The sequence below is a fragment of the Bacillus sp. JNUCC-21 genome (assembly GCF_041222765.1).
Taxonomy (GTDB): domain Bacteria; phylum Bacillota; class Bacilli; order Bacillales; family Bacillaceae; genus Bacillus; species Bacillus velezensis.
The window spans coordinates 2,352,858-2,368,668 of the sequence record NZ_CP166019.1; the positions used below are offsets into that span (position 1 = coordinate 2,352,858).

Below are 15,811 nucleotides of genomic sequence, written 5' to 3' on the forward strand. Positions count from 1 at the left end.
TATGAGGTACAGTTTACCGAATATTTGTTTGCCTGGCTAGATGAAAATCCTGCACAAGAAAAAAAGCAGGGAATCAGCCCCTGCCTACTTCATTTTTATCGTAAAAAGCTCTGTTTGTCCTTTTTTCGCTTCATTTGCGCCTGCAAATTGCAAAGGTTCTGCGGCATCGCCATTCATAATCACCATAGGGATGACGGTGCTGCTTGCTTTTTCTTTTATTAAATCCAGCCGGCACGTTAAAAGCAGATCGCCTGTTTTCACTTTGTCTCCTTCTTTTACATGCGCTTCAAAGCCTTCACCGTTCATATTGACGGTATCCAAACCGACATGTATCAAAAGTTCCGCTCCGGAAAGGGTGCGGATGCCGACAGCATGTTTTGTATGGAACAGCTGAATCACTTCTCCCTCAACCGGTGAAACAATGTCTCCGTTTGCAGGCTCGACGGCGATCCCGTCCCCCATCATTTTTTGTGAAAATACGGGATCCGGCACTGAAGCCAAATCCATCACCGCTCCGTCAGCCGGAGAAAAAATCACTTCCTCGGCCGGCTTTTTCCGGCTGTCTCCCAATCCGAATAATTTTTTCAGCAATGTGTTGTGCTCCCCTTCCTAAATGTGAATCCGTTACCAGTTTATTCTCCACTATTTAACCATACTTTCTTTTTTCCTTCAATTCTTAACCATACGGCATAACATCGCATAGTCTGTTTGTAAAAAGGCGGTGGTCATATGGATCAATCACAAAACGATAAACTTGATCCGCAAAGAAATGAGGACATCATCAGCCATGCGATGGACCAATTTTTTCACTCAGGTCCCTTCGCAGAATTGATGCAGGGTTTTCAGCACCTTGTCAATTCGGCTTTTACTGAAGCGCAAGTGACGATTGACGTCAGAGAAGAGCCGACGGGCCTCGCGGTTGATATCAGCGTTCCCGAGACATTCCGTGACGGTGATATGCTGGTGGAAACGAAGGGGTGCTACCTTCACGTTACAATCCGCTACGATCATAAACAGGCTCATTCCTCCCATGTGTCTTCAAGCATGACAAGAACCGTTGTCCTCCCGTATAAGGTGAGTGAAGAAGATATGGAAACATCCTGGAATGAACAGACGCTTACCCTCTTTTTCCCTAAAAAATAAGCATGAATGATGGATATCATTCATGCTTTTTATTTGAAGATACTGGTGAAGCCTTTCACCAGCGATCCGACCTGATTTACGGCGCTTACCATCTGCCCCGTTGTATCTATCATTTTATTAAAGTCAAACTGTCCGTTCGTTTTTTTAAACTGGGAGAGTATGCCTGAGAATTGGGAAGACTGCTGCTGATTCGGTCTGGGAACGGGGTAAGGATTCACAAACCCCGGCTGCCCCCCGGGCATGGCTGCCTGAGGAGGAGAGGGAGCAAACGGCTGCAGCATATGACCGTATTCCTGATTCGGATAAAATTGCTGCGGGTACTGCCCTTGCTGATGATATGGCGGCTGCTGCAATGGCTGTATCTGCTGCGGATACGGCTGCTGTAATGGCTGTATCTGCTGCGGGTAGAAATATCCCGCCGGCTGCTGGTACATATTTTGATATGGCTCTGCTCTCCATTGCATATGACATTCCCCCTTGTCTCTCACTAAGTTTCTGCTATATATGTATGAATTCCGCCGTGGTTATGTGCTTTCGGTGATTCTGATTTTTGTCAAATGCTGTCGAAAGTCTTAATTTTTTAAAAACAGAAAAAAGTCGAATCGTTATGTTACCATAATCTCAACATACATGAGAGGGGATGCACCATTATGAACGTATCATACTTAAGAAAGCGTTTTGCTGAAGTGAAAAAATATGAAACAGATTGTGCAGATAAACTGATGGACTTTGCAAAATTCCTCTATATTCAAGGCCATCTCACCGCAACCGAATTTCGAAACAGTATGAAGGTTCTCGAAGCAAGTGGAGCAGAAAACCCGGCGTATGAATAACATACCCGACCCCTTTATATAAAAGAAGGCAGCCGTTTTCAGCTGCCTTCTTTTTCAATTTCATCCCTTAATATACGAAGCGTATATAAAACAGATTCAGTTAAATCCCTGTATCTTTTTTTATGAATATGATGAACATATGATTGGAGCATCAGCTCTCCGAAATTTTCTGTAACGGCCTGAATTTGTGCGTGATGAACGTATTTCGGACGGTTTTCCTGAATAAACGCAAGCGCTGCTTCTGTCCAAAGCGCGCAAAGCCGGTCTCTTTTTTCAACATCGGGTTTAATAATCTCAAAAAAATCATATGAACGGCCTGACTCTTTTCCATCCTGATACCTTTTTTCGGCTTCCAGAACCGCCTCTATCATTTGTTCTGTCAGCTCCAATAACGACTGTGTCTGCAAACGGACTCACCTCAGTACATATGGTACCAAAGTTTTTGCATAAAATCAGCTGATCCGGCAGGCTTTCGGCAAATCCTTTTTACGCCGGTCAGCCAAAAACAGGTCATCAATACAAACATGAAGCTCCCGCGCCTCTTCCTCAAGGCGGGAAAGTTTCTCCTGTCTGATTTCTTCAGCTTCCGCCTGACAGGATCTGACTGCTTGGGTAAGCGTCTTTTCAGCAGCAGAAATCCGGAATTCGATATCAGAAAGCAGACGGAGAATATCAGCCTTGCTCGTGTAAACAGACATTCATGTTCCTCCCTTTTATCACTTGCGTCTCTTTAGAATATAATTCTCGTTTTCATACCGCTCTCCTTTGCACATGACAAAACTAGAAGCAGTTCGGCAAACAAACAGAGATTATCCTAAAAGGCGTGCCTTTCGACAAAAAAGTGCCGCAAACTTTGTATGAACCGGCACGTTAATGCAAACGATACAGTTGAGGAGGTGCCGTATGAAAACGAGACCGAAAAATGCAGGTAAACAGCAAAAAACCGAAGCAAAAACGACTGATACGCTTGATAAAAAATTAGGCGGCCCAAACCGCCCTTCCACGTAACACATCAGCAGCCCGAAACCCCAGCGAACGGTTTCGGGCTTTTTCATTTCTTCAGCCACTCTTTAACCGCGAAGAGCGCATGGAGCTCCCGTCTTTTCTGGAAGTACCATTCCGTCAGTTCAAGCTGTTTCGGCATTTTCTTCTGTAAGAAAGCCCCTTTTCTTAACCTTTTTTGAAACCAATCCGCCCTTTCGCCGTCTAATGGGTGGGCAACAATGGGATAGGTTGTCCTCAGCATCGGTGATGTTCTTTTTTTGATGCCGATCATTTTCTCCATATCAAAGCGTGAACCGGTATGAGGAACGGTATCAAGAAAACGGTAAAAAGAAGCGTGAAGATCAGGGCTGAACAGAAGGCGGGCCAGCTGTTTTCCGAGCGTAATTCTCTCTTCGGTTTTTGAAAACCGTTTGACGGAAATTCCGTATAATTGTCCGTCAAATGAAGGGAATATCACCGTATTAAAGTGAAACCAATCACTTAAATAAAAAGGAATCGTGCCAAAAACATTCTTTTTAAACGAAGGATTTTGTATAATAGGTGCTTGGATAGTGTTTTGTTCATTTATAATAAGAGCATACATGAGCCGTTCCGTATCTCCGTCACGCCAAAAGCGAAACCACTCTTCCTGCATAAAAGCCGAGACGCGGAAATGAGGAAGATGACGGAAAAGAGGTTCGCCGATTTGTTTTGACCACTGGTAGACCAGAAGCTGAGGATAGGCATCAGAAAAAATCAGCCAATTCGCCCTTTCATACGAAAGGAAAAACCAGTTTTTCTGACTGCTGTCAAGGCCCTCCTGATAAAGGACGCCTCTTAAATCAGTCATCGACCAGCCCGCATTGCGGGACACAAAGGATGCCAAAAGCGGCCACTTGATCTCAGGATGGCGGTCATAATATGCTTTATAGGCATTCGTCCGGGAAATATTATCGGCATTTTTTATTTTCGTCTCTTTTTCGATCAGGCGAAGAATGGCGGTTACGGTCTGTCGTTTATGCACGTTCATTCACTTCCGTCACTATTAGTTTGATAAGGAGGATGGAAAAAGTGATTCGGTACCCGAATGGAAAAACTTTTCAGCCGAACAAAACGGTTTCATCCCAAAACAGCCAGAAACGGTCCCATTCTTACAGTAATCGCGGCATGACCCTCGAAGACGACCTGAATGAAACGAATAAGTATTATCTGGCTAACCAAATTGCTGTCATTCACAAAAAGCCGACACCCGTCCAGATTGTAAACGTCCACTATCCGAAAAGAAGCGCCGCAGTCATTAAGGAAGCTTATTTTAAACAGTCTTCAACAACTGACTACAACGGCATTTATAAAGGACGCTACATTGATTTTGAGGCAAAAGAAACAAAAAACAAAACGGCATTTCCCCTGCAGAATTTTCACGATCATCAGATTGAGCATATGAAGCAGGTGGTCAGGCAAGACGGCATTTGTTTTGTTATTATATCCGCTTTCGGAAAGGTTTATTTCCTCGAAGCCGACAAGCTGTTTGTCTTTTGGGACAGAAAGGAGAACAATGGCAGAAAATCGATTCGCAAAGACGAATTAGAAGATGCTTCCTTTCCGATTTCCCTTGGATACTCACCGAGAATTGATTATATTAGTATTATTGAACAGCTTTATTTTTCGCAGGAACAGTAGACTGAGCGAAAGGTTGATAAACGAAAGGTTGAGATGTTATGTCAGATCAATTTACGAGCCGTGAAGAACGCCGTAAGGCAAGGCAGACGAAAAGCACTAAGCCCTCTTCACCGAAAAAAGGCAAGAAACAGCGTAAAGGCGGTTTATTCAAAAAGATTGTGCTGTCCTTGGTTATTCTGTTTGTCCTTGGCATAGTCGGCGGAGCGGCGGCATTTGCCGTTTTGGTTTCCGGCGCGCCGTCTTTGGACGAAGCCAAGCTGAAAACGCCTTACTCTTCAACGATTTACGATAAAAACGGCAAAGAAATCGCGGAAGTGGGCGGTGAAAAACGAACCTACGTCCCGATTAAGGATATACCCGATGTTGTGAAAGAAGCATTTATCGCAACTGAAGACGCCCGTTTTTATAAGCACCACGGTATAGACCCGATCCGGATCGGAGGCGCCTTGGTCGCCAACTTTACGGATGGATTCGGTTCAGAGGGAGGAAGCACAATCACCCAGCAGGTTGTGAAAAACTCGCTTTTGACCCACCAGAAAACGATTAAACGGAAAGCACAGGAAGTGTGGCTTTCACTGCAGCTGGAGCGCCATTATTCTAAAGATGAAATCTTAGAAATGTATTTAAACAGAATTTATTTCTCACCGCGCGCCTACGGCGTCGGTAAAGCGGCTGAAGAATTCTTCGGCGTAAAAGACTTGAGCAAGCTTACGGTTGAACAGGCGGCAACGCTTGCCGGAATGCCGCAAAGCCCGACCGGATATAACCCGGTTAAAAATCCGAAGGCTTCCGAAAAACGCCGGAACATTGTTCTCAGCTTAATGGAAAAACAAGGATTCATTTCAAATTCTGACTACCAAAAAGCAAAGAAAGTGTCCATGAAAGATGAAGGCGTCGTCAGCCAAAAGGAATACGATAAAAAGGACACAAATAAATACAGCGCTTTTGTCGAAGAAGTTATGAAAGAAATTGAGACAAAAGAAAAGAAAGACGTCGATATTTCAACTGACGGATTGAAAATTTACACGACTCTTGATACGAAAGCACAAGATTATCTTGATCAATTGATGAACGGAGATACAGCCGGCTTTTCGGAAGGCATGCAGGGCGGCGTCACTCTCCTTGATACGACAAACGGAGAAATCCGCGCTATCGGAGCAGGACGGAACAGAACTACCGGGGGATTCAATTATGCAACACAAGGTAAAACCCAGCCCGGTTCAACGATAAAACCGATTCTTGATTACGGCCCGGTCATTGAAAATAAAAAATGGTCGACGTATGAGCAGATTGACGATTCGGCTTATACGTACTCTGACGGCACACCGATTCATGATTGGGACAATAAATACAGAGGCCAGATATCAATGCGAGAGGCCCTCGCAGACTCACGTAATATTCCTGCTTTAAAAGCATACCAAGCAGCAGGAAAAGATAATGCCGTCGACTTCGCAAACGACTTAGGATTGGGATTAAACAAAGATCAAGTATATGAACCCTACTCTATCGGGGGATTTGGTGAGGGTAACCGCGGTGTATCTACTATGACCATGGCAGGCGCCTACAGTGCGTTCGGAAATAACGGAACGTACAACGAACCGCACGCGGTCACATCGATTGAATTTAATGACGGCACTAAGCTTGATTTAACACCGAAACCGAAAAGTGCTATGAGCGACTACACAGCGTTTATGATTACCGATATGCTCAAATCAGCTGTCGAATCAGGAACAGGTAAACTGGCTCAGGTGCCGAACGTGGAAGTCGCCGGTAAAACGGGTACGACCAACTTTACTAAAGAGGACATTCAAAAATATAACATTGCTCCGGGCGGAGTCCCAGACTCATGGTTTGTCGGATACACCCCTCAATATACAGCGGCGGTTTGGACCGGAGTTGAGTCTGGCAACAAAGCAGGCAAGAAATCACTGTCTTCTGCTGACCAGCAAGTCGCAAAACGGATTTTCCAAAAGCTGATCTCATACGTTGATGACGGTAAAGGAAGCTTCAAGCAGCCTGACAGTGTCGTCAAAGAAACGGTTGAGAAAGGCTCGAATCCTGCCGCTTTAGCCGGACCGAATACGCCGGATGATAAAAAAGTGACGGAGTACTTCGTGAAAGGAACGCAGCCAACTGCCGTTTCTAAAACGTACACGAAAGAAAAAGCCGATAAACCTACAGGATTGCAAGTGAAATACGATAAAGATAAAAAATCATTAACCTTAAGCTGGAATTATGACGGTGATGCAACATTCAATGTCAAACAATCCGTTGACGGCGGAAGCTACAGTGACATTCAAAACAGTTCAGCAAAAGAAGCCGTCGTCTCAGATGTCACACCAGGCTCCACATACAGCTTCCAGGTGACAGCGGAAAACGATGACGGAAAAAGCGATACGGCATCAGCATCTTTCAAAGTCCCGAAAGATGAAGAAGACGATGCGGATAAAGATAAAGCGACTGACGATGAACAGAAGTCTGATGAAGATAAAGACAAAGACAAGACGCAAACCGATGATTCAAACACAGATGACAATCAAACAGATACGTCTGACGGATCGGATCAAACACCAACTGATGACCCGGATAAAAATCAGGATCAATCCGATAAGGATCAAACAGATAACAACAATCAGAATCAGCCCGGTAACGGGACCGATAACAACGGACAGCAAGATAACAGCTCTGATAATGATTCCGATTCCGGTTCAGACGGCTCAAATAAACCCGACAGCGGTCAAACGGACAAAAACAAAGACTCATCTTCAAATATCAACGGGCAGTCCAATTCGTCAACCATCCAGTCAAATTCCGCTCATTAGCGGACGAAATCCTTCACCTCAAACAGGTGAAGGATTTTTTTCATACAAAAAAACCTCCTTATGAGAAAAGGAGGTTTTTAACCTTTGTTCATGGCTTCATATTTATGATATTGTTTCTTCATCTCCGTCATCAATTCATCAAGCTGAATAAACGAGTGATATTGAGTCGGTTTCGTTAAAATAAACGCCATTCGCTCCGCCCAATTGATCGGTTCGGCGGGAAAATGCTTTGTTTCAAGCACAGTCCAGTCGAGTGATGTGACCCGCTCCCCTGCCGTCCAGTGAAAAGCGGCAATCAGACAGGCAATTCCCTTCAGCATGTCATTTTGATCACATCTCGATTTTCTTGTTTGAAAAACGGGAAGCAGCGTTTCTTTCGTTTCATTCCAAATCTGAAACAGAAACGGGACATATTCGCCCCTTTCCCTCCATGGCTGCACGGTTGGCTGACCGCTGAAATCCATATACAGCGGATGGCGGCGCAGCGCCGTTTTGATCTCGAGGCTTTCCAAGTCCGTAAGGCTGCGCAGGTATGTTTCATAGCCTGCCAGAATGTCAATCGCCGTCACCGTTTCACCAGCCCTTTTTTGTCACGCTTCTGCCCTTCTCTGCACAGCGGAAGCAAAGGACATTCCGCACAGCGGGGAGATTGCGCTTTACAATGATACCTGCCGAAAAATATTAATCTGTGATGCGTAACAGACCAATCCTCTTTCGGCACTTTTTTCATTAATGTTTTCTCTACTTCCAAAACAGAGTCCTTCCAGCGGCAGATACCGAGCCGTTTAGAGACCCGCTCCACATGAGTGTCTACTGCGATCGCAGGTACGCCGAAAGCAACAGACACGACCACATTTGCCGTTTTCCGTCCGACACCCGGCAGATTCACAAGCACATCCCGGTCTTTCGGCACTTCTCCGCCGTACTCTTCGATGATCATTTTGCTCAGCTTTTGAATATTTTTGGCTTTATTACGGTACAGGCCGATTGATTTAATATCCTGCTGGAGTTCTTCCAGCGATACGGCAAGATAATCTTCGGGCCGTTTATATTTTTGAAATAGCGTTTTTGTCACTCTGTTGACGAGAGCATCCGTACATTGCGCGGATAGTGCGACTGCCACAACCAGTTCGAAAGGATTTGAATGGACAAGTTCACATTCTGCGTGCGGAAACATATCGCCGATTTTTTCAAGACAATATTCAATCTGCTTTAAATTTAACACGTTTCTCCCCTTCTCATGTTATTGTTCCAGCCAATTGTAAAAAGGCACCTGCCTCGTATACTCTTTTTGCGGATCATTTTGTTTTGTTTGAACACGCCGGAATTTTTGGCTGTGCGCCTTCGCCTGCTCAACCGTTTTGAAGCCGTTCTTTTTCCATTCAAATAAAATCCGGTCAATATAGCGAAAACTGAGTTTCCCCGATAAAACGGCTTCTTTTAAGGCGTGTTTAATCAGAATCGCATCATGCTGATCCTGGTCCTGCCATATGGCCAGCGTCTCGCATTCAAGGGGCGACAGCGGTCTTCCGAACTCTTCTTCAAAGATGGTATACAGGCTTTTTTGTTCTCTTTCTGACGTTCTTTCCTGCGTTTCGTTTTGTGAATGCTGCATGTAATCATACAGCTTCGCCCATAACGGCTGCAGAGAATATTTTTCAAACTTTATGCCGTTATGGTCTTCACATTCTTCAATAAACAGAAAACCTTTTTGAATAAACATCCTCAGGCAGCTTGTACATTCTTCAGCAGAGATGGACATGCCTGACTGAAGTTCAAACGGCGTCGGAAAATAAGAGCCCTTTTCCAAATGCATTTTAATCTTCAAAAGCAGGATCAATTCGGTTTCATTCAGCCCGAGCTGCCGGTAATGTGTCAGCAGCAGGTTGGGAATGCTTGAAATGCCGAGTTCCTGCATATCTATAAATTGCTGTTTTTTCATCCTTACACCTCTTACTGTAAAAGGTTATCTCCGGGAGCTTTCCCCTTTACTTAGAAAAAGTCTCCCTTGCAGGAGACTTCGTTTTTCATAACTATTACGGATACAGACGGTTCAGAAGTCTCGGGAACGGAATCGTTTCACGCACGTGAGGCGCTCCGCTGATCCAAGCCACTGTCCGCTCAAGTCCGAGGCCGAAGCCGGAGTGCGGAACAGAACCGTATTGTCTGAGTTCAGCATACCATTTGTAAGCATCTGAATCCAGACCGTGTTCTTTTAATCTTTCTTCCAATAAATCCATATCATGAACGCGTTCTGAACCGCCGATGATTTCCCCGTAGCCTTCCGGAGCGATTAAGTCGGCACATAACACGACATCGTCACGATCTTTGGCAGGCTGCATATAAAACGGTTTTAATGACGTCGGGTAATGAGTGATAAACACCGGTTTGTCATAGCTTTCTGCGATCGCTGTTTCATGCGGCGCACCGAAGTCATCTCCCCACTCAATATCGTCAAAGCCTTTTTCTTTCAGGAATTCGATCGCTTTATCGTACGTAATGCGCGGGAATGGCGCTTTGATTTGTTCAAGCTTCGATGTGTCTCTACCTAATGTGTTCAGCTCGATCTTACAATGTTCCAGCACACTTTGTACGATGTATGCAACATAATTCTCCTGAACTTCAAGGTTTTCTTCAAATTCAACAAATGCCATTTCAGGCTCAATCATCCAGAATTCGATGAGATGGCGTTTCGTTTTCGATTTTTCCGCTCTGAACGTCGGTCCGAAAGAGAATACTTTTCCCAGCGCCATTGCAGCTGCTTCCATATACAGCTGGCCGCTTTGAGACAAGAAGGCGTCTTCATCAAAATATTTTGTCGCGAAGAGCTCAGTCGTGCCTTCCGGAGCGCTTCCCGTCAAAATCGGCGGATCAACTTTCACGAAGCCTTCTTTATTGAAAAATTCATAAGTCGCACGGATGATTTCGTTGCGGATTTTCATAATTGCGTGCTGGCGTTTCGAACGGAGCCATAAATGTCTGTGATCCATTAAGAATTCCGTACCGTGCTCTTTAGGCGTAATCGGATAATCAGTCGCTTCGTGAATGACTTCAATGGATGTAACAGCAAGCTCATAGCCAAGCGGTGAACGCTCGTCCTCTTTCACAATTCCTTTTACATAAAGTGACGTTTCCTGCGTCACTGATTTCGCGATTTGGAAGATGTCTTCTTCTACTTCAGCTTTGACGACAACTCCCTGAATGAAGCCGGTACCGTCTCTCAGCTGTAAAAATGCGATTTTACCGCTTGAGCGTTTATTAGCGACCCAAGCTCCAATCGTTACTTCCTCGCCTGTGTGTTTATACACTTGGTTGATTGTTGTTTTCAAACTCTTTCCCTCCAGAACAAGAAAGACATTCAGGAATCTGCCTGAATCTCTTTTTTCATCACTTTATTATACCCGTTCTACTCTAACGGGGTCAATGCAAGTGAAAAGCGGCTTTAAAAGCCGCTTTTTCAGAATCAGCTGTGTTTTTCTGTGAAGCGGCGGATTCTTTCGACCGCTTCTTCTAAAAGATCGAGTGACGTTGCGTAAGATAAACGGACGTTGTCCGGTGAGCCGAAGCCCGAGCCCGGCACGACGGCGACTTTTTCTTCTTCCAGAAGCGCCTTGACGTATTCATCGACATCTTTGAATCCACAGTTTTCTGCGGCCGCTTTGGCGTTAGGGAACAAGTAAAACGCCCCTTCAGGTTTGACACAGGTGAATCCGGGAATCTCACTGAGCTGAGCGTAAATGGTGTTCAGTCTGTGCTCAAATGCCTGTCTCATCTCTTCCAGCGGCTCAGCCGGACCGTTATAGGCCGCAATAGCGCCGTATTGAGCGATAGACGTCGGATTTGATGTGCTGTGGCTCGCAAGGCTCGTCATCGCTTTAATAATCGTCTCCGAACCCGCCGCATAGCCGATCCTCCAGCCCGTCATGCTGTGAGATTTCGACACGCCGTTAATGATGATCGTCTGCTCTTTCAATTCATCTGAAAGCTGTGCGATTGAGACGTGTTTTTTTCCTCCGTATGTAAGCTTCTCATAAATCTCGTCGGAAACGATCAGAATGCCATGCTCCAGACACACTTTTCCGAGTTCCGCAAGCTCTTCTTTCGTATACATAACACCTGTCGGGTTGCTCGGTGAATTGATAATGAGCGCTTTTGTTTTCTCGGTGATAGCCTGCTTCAGCTGCTCCGGTGAAATTTTAAACTGATTGGATTCCAGCCCTTCTGCATAGACGGGACGCCCCCCTGCCAGTTTCACCTGTTCAGGGTAGCTGACCCAGTAAGGAGTCGGTATAATCACTTCGTCCCCTTCATCGAGAATAACCTGAAATAATGTATATAGAGCGTGTTTCGCTCCGGTGCAGACAATGATTTCTGACGGCTTATATTCAATCCCCTGGTCGTTTTTGAATTTTTTTGCGATACTGTCTTTCAGCGCCGGCAGACCCCCTGAAGGCGTATATTTCGTATGGCCTTCATTCATGGAACGCACCGCGGCATCTATAATGTGCTGAGGCGTATTAAAATCCGGTTCTCCTGCTCCGAGGCCGATGACATCATGGCCTTCTGCTTTCAGCTCTTTCGCTTTTGCAGTAATTGCTAGTGTTGCAGACGGTGTTAATGCGGATACTCTTTTTGCCAATTTCAACTTGAACTCCCCCTAATACGTCTCACGGTGTGATGTTTTTGAGAATCTTGCCGCTTGTAAAGTCCACATAGCTAAAGCTATACTGCCCGCTTTTGTTGATATAGGTCACTTCCCATAACGGAACATTGTTTTCTCTCGCCGGGTGAACGTCATTCAGCTTGGAAACAAGCCCTTCGTGCCGGACGATCTTGGCAGCCTTGCCGCTTGAAATGCCGTCACTGGCTTTTTTTGAGAGAATTTTTGCTTTTTTGTCGGCCGGAACCCATACATACATATCTTTTCCATGTTTATCCGTTCCGGTAACAACATAATATTTCTGTTTGCCGACAAAGGTCTCCACTTTCTCAGCATCTGTCAGATCCGTTTTTTCTTTAGCGGCTGCGGCAGCTGTTTCGTGGCCTTCTTCTTTTTGGGCCATTGCAGATTTAAAAATGCTGGCCGAAAATAAAAGAACTGCTAAAAAAATAATACCAAATACGGCTGTAAATATTAATGCTTTTTTTCTCATCTTTTTCACCTATGTGCGATAAATGGTGAAGACCGCTTCATTTTGATTTTCTTCGTCGAGCGCAAGGCCGAACATCAGATTGTCCCGTTTCAAAGTCCGGTTTAATGTATCGACGATTTTATATAAATCATCTGAATGCTCCACATTAATCGTTGACAGAATTTCAATTTTGCTTTCCATTTTTATACCCTCCATCGGTCGAACAAATTTTGTTAGTCATAACGGGATGCGCCCGCGGCATAATAAAATCACAAGGCGGCATGAACCCGCTTTTACTATAAAAACAATTCCTCATCCCACACCACGAAAGCCGCGATTATGCGGCTTTTATTCCGTTTGGCTGACATAAGCCCCGAGTTCGGCATCCGTCAGCTCCAAAAGGGATGAAGTCGGGAGCGCTTCAAGAAACAGCCGTCCGTATCCCGCCGTCTTTACACGCTGATCTAAAAGAACGATTGTTCCTTTGTCTCCCGCCGTACGGAGCAGGCGCCCGATCCCCTGTCTGAACGTTAACACGGCCTCAGGCAGGGAAATCGTCTGAAACGGATTTTTCCCCTGCTTCTTGGCAAATTCGCATTTTGCGGCATGAAGCGGATTGTCAGGCGCCCTGAAAGGAAGTCTTGCGATCATGACGGTTGACAATTCATCCCCCGGAAAATCAACGCCTTCCCAGAAATGATTTGTCCCGAGTAAAATCGCCCGGCTTGCCGTTTTAAAGGTTTTCATTAATTTACCGGGACTCCCGCCCGAAATACCTTGGGCGAGAAGCTGAATGCCTGATATCTCCATACTGAGTTTCAGTTCCTGATACACTTTTTTCAGCATATCATGAGACGTAAACAGGACAAGGATCTTCGGCTGTTTTCCCTTTGACATGATTTCTGCATACTTGGCAATATGCTCAATGACTTCCCGCTCTCCGTCATATTTAACGGATTTCATCTCTTTCGGAAAGATGACGTTCATCTGATCATCGTAAGAAAAAGGAGACGGGATGCTTTTGGTGCGCGGATAAAAATCCGCAAGTCCGAGCCTTTCAATCATAAATTGAAAAGAATGCTCCACCATTAAGGTCGCTGATGTGAGCACAACGCTTTTTTTGCGGGCGAAAAACTGGTCTGCCAGCATTTCACCGGGCTCCAAAGGCTGCGCATAGATGCTGACGGCATTTTTTGCGCCCTTCGCGTCAATTTCAACCCAAACGGCTTCTTTCTCATCATTTTCAAACAGCAGCCTGCTGAACGTATCGCGATATTCTTTCAGCCCCCTGATACACTTTACATATTCGGCCGCTAAAAAAGCCGCTCCGCTTTTCATCTGATCAAGCTTTTGATGTAACAGTTTCTCTTGTACTGAAAACATGTCAAGCAGCTGATCCAGCATCGCACAAAGCCGCTCCGCTCCGTCCGTTATCATGTGAAACCCTTTATCCTGGCTTTTATGATTGAGACTATAGACGAGACGGTTCGAATCGTCTTTAGGTTTTCTTCGTTTGACAAAAGAATGCACTGAACTGAAAAATGCGTCGCTTTCCGATTGAATATGCTTCATCCACTCATCGGCGTCAAAAAAACTTTCCGCCGGCAGTTCATACGTATAAAACAGTTTTCTCATCCGCTTTAACAGTCCGTGTTCCTTTAAGGTGCCGATTCGGCTGAGCTTTGTGTGCAGTCCGATGTATGAAGCTCTCTTCCCCAGGTGCTCGCTGGCGGCGCGTTCGAAATGATGCGCTTCATCAATGATGACCGTTCCGCTTGCAGGCAGTTTTTTCGTTTCACTGCTTTGATCTGAAAACAGCAAAGCATGGTTTGTGATAATCAGATCTGCGGCCTGCGCCTTTTCTTTAGCCCGTTCATAAAACCCGGCAGCCGAGTCCTTCCCTTTTTTAAAAAAAGAATTCTCATCGTAAGCCATGCGCTCCCACAGCAATCTGCCGCCTGATGGAAGATTCAGCTCAGCGGCGTCGCCAGTTTCAGTCTCCGTCAGCCAGACGAGAAGCTGCGCTTTCGTCAAAACCGCATCATAGTTGTCATCTTCCTCATGCAGAATATGTTCAAACTTAGGCAGGCACAGATAATGTGATTTCCCTTTTAAAATAGCGGCTTTGACCGGCCAAGGAAATATACGCTCCAAAAGCGGAAGATCTTTAGACATGATCTGCTGCTGCAAAAGAGTAGAGTACGTGCTGATAATCACGGGAGTTTGTTCCGCTTTGGCAAATAAAACAGCCGGAACGAGATAACCGATCGTTTTTCCGATGCCGGGTGCCGCTTCAATCAGCGCATGCTCCCGATTGCGGAAGGCGCCAAGCACTTCATCCATCATCGAAAGCTGCCCTTTCCGCTTTTCATAGCGGGGGATGATGCCGGATAAGATCTGTTCTTTTTCTTCGTTCCACTTTTCAAGGTCAATGGCCGCATTCACCGGACGGGAAACCGGAATGTGATCGGGCTCTTTAATCGAAAAAGAGGCGTATGGAATGCAGCTCTTTTCTTCCGCCGGCCTGCTTTCATGTATAAAAGAATCCAAAAGCAGCGTCAAATCGCTGATAAAATGCTGTGAAAGCCTTCTAAGCTGCTTTAATGTCGGTAAAGGCAAATGTTTCAGTTTATGTAAAATGTCTAAAAAGACCAGTCCCGTAACCTCCGCATCGCTGTCTGCGCGGTGAGGTCGGTCATGAACAATATTCAGCTCCGCGCACAACTCACCGAGCTTATATCCTTCAAACCCCGGGAAAACAATACGCGAAAGCTCAACCGTATCAAGCACTTCACAATCCGGCAGCTCATAGCCCGCTTCGCTCAGTTCATGCCGGACAAATCCGAGGTCGAAATGAATATTGTGGGCAACAAAATACGCGCCGTCAAGCAGATGAAAAATCTCCTCCGCGACCGCTTCAAACGGCAGTTCATTTTCAACCATTCCGGACGAAATTCCGGTCAGCTGTTCAATAAACGGCGGGATAGCCTGATTCGGATTGATATATTTTGAAAACCGCTCAGTTATTTGTCCATTTTCAATGACAACCGCTGCGATTTGAATGATTTTATCGCCCTTTTTCGGCGAATTTCCTGTTGTTTCGACATCTATGACAACGAACCGTTGTTTGTTCATTAAAATGGACACCTCAATTCTTGCATACGAGAAAAGTGTAACACGTTTTGTTGAGAAATGGAGCGGAAAAACAGCTTTTGCC

The 15,811-nt window shown here is 45.4% G+C and carries 18 protein-coding genes; 5 read left to right on the forward strand and 13 right to left on the reverse strand.

From position 1 onward, the window contains the following. Positions 1 to 84 precede the first annotated feature (84 nt). Positions 85 to 591, reverse strand: a complete 507-nt coding sequence (locus tag JNUCC21_RS11790; RefSeq protein ID WP_012117833.1) for a PTS glucose transporter subunit IIA — start codon at positions 589 to 591, stop codon at positions 85 to 87. A gap of 138 nt (positions 592 to 729) precedes the next feature. Here JNUCC21_RS11790 and JNUCC21_RS11795 point away from each other — a divergent pair, with 138 nt between their 5' ends. Further along, complete coding sequence (locus JNUCC21_RS11795) at positions 730 to 1,143, forward strand: Hsp20/alpha crystallin family protein (protein WP_017418017.1); 414 nt, start codon at positions 730 to 732, stop codon at positions 1,141 to 1,143. Positions 1,144 to 1,172: 29 nt separating this feature from the next. Here JNUCC21_RS11795 and JNUCC21_RS11800 read toward each other — a convergent pair whose 3' ends face one another. Next, entirely contained in the window at positions 1,173 to 1,607 is a 435-nt protein-coding gene (locus JNUCC21_RS11800; RefSeq protein WP_061582128.1) for a YppG family protein, read from the reverse strand. 186 nt (positions 1,608 to 1,793) lie between these two features. Here JNUCC21_RS11800 and JNUCC21_RS11805 point away from each other — a divergent pair, with 186 nt between their 5' ends. Continuing rightward, the gene (locus JNUCC21_RS11805; protein WP_003153532.1) at positions 1,794 to 1,976 is read left to right on the forward strand and encodes a YppF family protein; all 183 of its coding nucleotides are present in this window, start codon (positions 1,794 to 1,796) and stop codon (positions 1,974 to 1,976) included. Positions 1,977 to 2,014: 38 nt separating this feature from the next. Here the strand turns inward: JNUCC21_RS11805 and JNUCC21_RS11810 are convergent, their stop codons facing one another. After that, positions 2,015 to 2,383: a YppE family protein gene (locus JNUCC21_RS11810; protein ID WP_007409492.1), complete on the reverse strand. Its 369-nt coding sequence runs from the start codon at positions 2,381 to 2,383 to the stop codon at positions 2,015 to 2,017. Positions 2,384 to 2,428: 45 nt separating this feature from the next. Next, positions 2,429 to 2,674 carry a DUF5446 family protein gene (locus JNUCC21_RS11815; RefSeq protein ID WP_015240083.1) on the reverse strand — a complete coding sequence of 82 codons (246 nt, stop codon included), beginning with the start codon at positions 2,672 to 2,674 and terminating at the stop codon, positions 2,429 to 2,431. 205 nt (positions 2,675 to 2,879) lie between these two features. On the opposite strand from JNUCC21_RS11815, the gene sspM reads away from it, so the two are divergent. After that, entirely contained in the window at positions 2,880 to 2,984 is a 105-nt protein-coding gene (gene sspM / locus JNUCC21_RS11820) for an acid-soluble spore protein SspM (protein ID WP_003153525.1), read from the forward strand. Positions 2,985 to 3,027: 43 nt separating this feature from the next. Here sspM and JNUCC21_RS11825 read toward each other — a convergent pair whose 3' ends face one another. After that, a complete protein-coding gene (locus tag JNUCC21_RS11825; RefSeq protein ID WP_369878172.1) occupies positions 3,028 to 3,990 on the reverse strand; it encodes a DUF2515 domain-containing protein in 963 nt (320 codons plus the stop codon). 41 nt (positions 3,991 to 4,031) lie between these two features. Here JNUCC21_RS11825 and recU point away from each other — a divergent pair, with 41 nt between their 5' ends. Together recU and JNUCC21_RS11835 are read left to right on the forward strand one after the other, a co-directional pair. After that, complete coding sequence (recU, locus tag JNUCC21_RS11830; protein ID WP_031304205.1) at positions 4,032 to 4,640, forward strand: Holliday junction resolvase RecU; 609 nt, start codon at positions 4,032 to 4,034, stop codon at positions 4,638 to 4,640. A 38-nt stretch (positions 4,641 to 4,678) separates the two neighbouring features. Then, positions 4,679 to 7,462: a PBP1A family penicillin-binding protein gene (locus JNUCC21_RS11835; RefSeq protein WP_015240084.1), complete on the forward strand. Its 2,784-nt coding sequence runs from the start codon at positions 4,679 to 4,681 to the stop codon at positions 7,460 to 7,462. A 77-nt stretch (positions 7,463 to 7,539) separates the two neighbouring features. Here JNUCC21_RS11835 and JNUCC21_RS11840 read toward each other — a convergent pair whose 3' ends face one another. From JNUCC21_RS11840 to dinG, 8 genes are all read right to left on the reverse strand, one after another. Continuing rightward, positions 7,540 to 8,031: a YpoC family protein gene (locus tag JNUCC21_RS11840; RefSeq protein WP_032870046.1), complete on the reverse strand. Its 492-nt coding sequence runs from the start codon at positions 8,029 to 8,031 to the stop codon at positions 7,540 to 7,542. Further along, a complete protein-coding gene (nth, locus tag JNUCC21_RS11845; protein ID WP_060562797.1) occupies positions 8,028 to 8,687 on the reverse strand; it encodes an endonuclease III in 660 nt (219 codons plus the stop codon). Before nth ends, JNUCC21_RS11840 begins: the two co-directional genes overlap by 4 nt. Positions 8,688 to 8,705: 18 nt before the next feature. Then, a complete protein-coding gene (gene dnaD / locus JNUCC21_RS11850) occupies positions 8,706 to 9,404 on the reverse strand; it encodes a DNA replication protein DnaD (protein WP_003153516.1) in 699 nt (232 codons plus the stop codon). 94 nt (positions 9,405 to 9,498) lie between these two features. Continuing rightward, positions 9,499 to 10,791 carry an asparagine--tRNA ligase gene (gene asnS, locus JNUCC21_RS11855; protein WP_003153515.1) on the reverse strand — a complete coding sequence of 431 codons (1,293 nt, stop codon included), beginning with the start codon at positions 10,789 to 10,791 and terminating at the stop codon, positions 9,499 to 9,501. A gap of 134 nt (positions 10,792 to 10,925) precedes the next feature. After that, positions 10,926 to 12,107, reverse strand: a complete 1,182-nt coding sequence (locus JNUCC21_RS11860; protein WP_020955983.1) for a pyridoxal phosphate-dependent aminotransferase — start codon at positions 12,105 to 12,107, stop codon at positions 10,926 to 10,928. A 22-nt stretch (positions 12,108 to 12,129) separates the two neighbouring features. Beyond that, the gene (gene tseB / locus JNUCC21_RS11865; protein WP_369878174.1) at positions 12,130 to 12,615 is read right to left on the reverse strand and encodes a cell wall elongation/penicillin-binding protein regulator TseB; all 486 of its coding nucleotides are present in this window, start codon (positions 12,613 to 12,615) and stop codon (positions 12,130 to 12,132) included. Between the two features lie 9 nt (positions 12,616 to 12,624). Further along, on the reverse strand, positions 12,625 to 12,795 hold the full coding sequence (locus JNUCC21_RS11870; protein ID WP_003153512.1) for a YpmA family protein: 171 nt from the start codon (positions 12,793 to 12,795) through the stop codon (positions 12,625 to 12,627). Between the two features lie 147 nt (positions 12,796 to 12,942). Beyond that, positions 12,943 to 15,729, reverse strand: a complete 2,787-nt coding sequence (gene dinG, locus JNUCC21_RS11875; protein ID WP_369878175.1) for an ATP-dependent DNA helicase DinG — start codon at positions 15,727 to 15,729, stop codon at positions 12,943 to 12,945. Between the last annotated feature and the right edge of the window lie 82 nt (positions 15,730 to 15,811).

What these genes read in the sequence shown, in the direction of transcription:
- JNUCC21_RS11795 (WP_017418017.1), top strand. Translation starts at nt 730, where the DNA reads ATGGATCAATCACAAAACGATAAACTTGATCCGCAAAGAAATGAGGAC.
- dnaD (WP_003153516.1), bottom strand. Translation starts at nt 9,404, where the DNA reads ATGAAAAAACAGCAATTTATAGATATGCAGGAACTCGGCATTTCAAGC.
- JNUCC21_RS11835 (WP_015240084.1), top strand. Translation starts at nt 4,679, where the DNA reads ATGTCAGATCAATTTACGAGCCGTGAAGAACGCCGTAAGGCAAGGCAG.
- sspM (WP_003153525.1), top strand. Translation starts at nt 2,880, where the DNA reads ATGAAAACGAGACCGAAAAATGCAGGTAAACAGCAAAAAACCGAAGCA.
- JNUCC21_RS11805 (WP_003153532.1), top strand. Translation starts at nt 1,794, where the DNA reads ATGAACGTATCATACTTAAGAAAGCGTTTTGCTGAAGTGAAAAAATAT.
- dinG (WP_369878175.1), bottom strand. Translation starts at nt 15,729, where the DNA reads ATGAACAAACAACGGTTCGTTGTCATAGATGTCGAAACAACAGGAAAT.
- JNUCC21_RS11800 (WP_061582128.1), bottom strand. Translation starts at nt 1,607, where the DNA reads ATGCAATGGAGAGCAGAGCCATATCAAAATATGTACCAGCAGCCGGCG.
- JNUCC21_RS11825 (WP_369878172.1), bottom strand. Translation starts at nt 3,990, where the DNA reads ATGAACGTGCATAAACGACAGACCGTAACCGCCATTCTTCGCCTGATC.
- tseB (WP_369878174.1), bottom strand. Translation starts at nt 12,615, where the DNA reads ATGAGAAAAAAAGCATTAATATTTACAGCCGTATTTGGTATTATTTTT.
- JNUCC21_RS11870 (WP_003153512.1), bottom strand. Translation starts at nt 12,795, where the DNA reads ATGGAAAGCAAAATTGAAATTCTGTCAACGATTAATGTGGAGCATTCA.
- JNUCC21_RS11815 (WP_015240083.1), bottom strand. Translation starts at nt 2,674, where the DNA reads ATGTCTGTTTACACGAGCAAGGCTGATATTCTCCGTCTGCTTTCTGAT.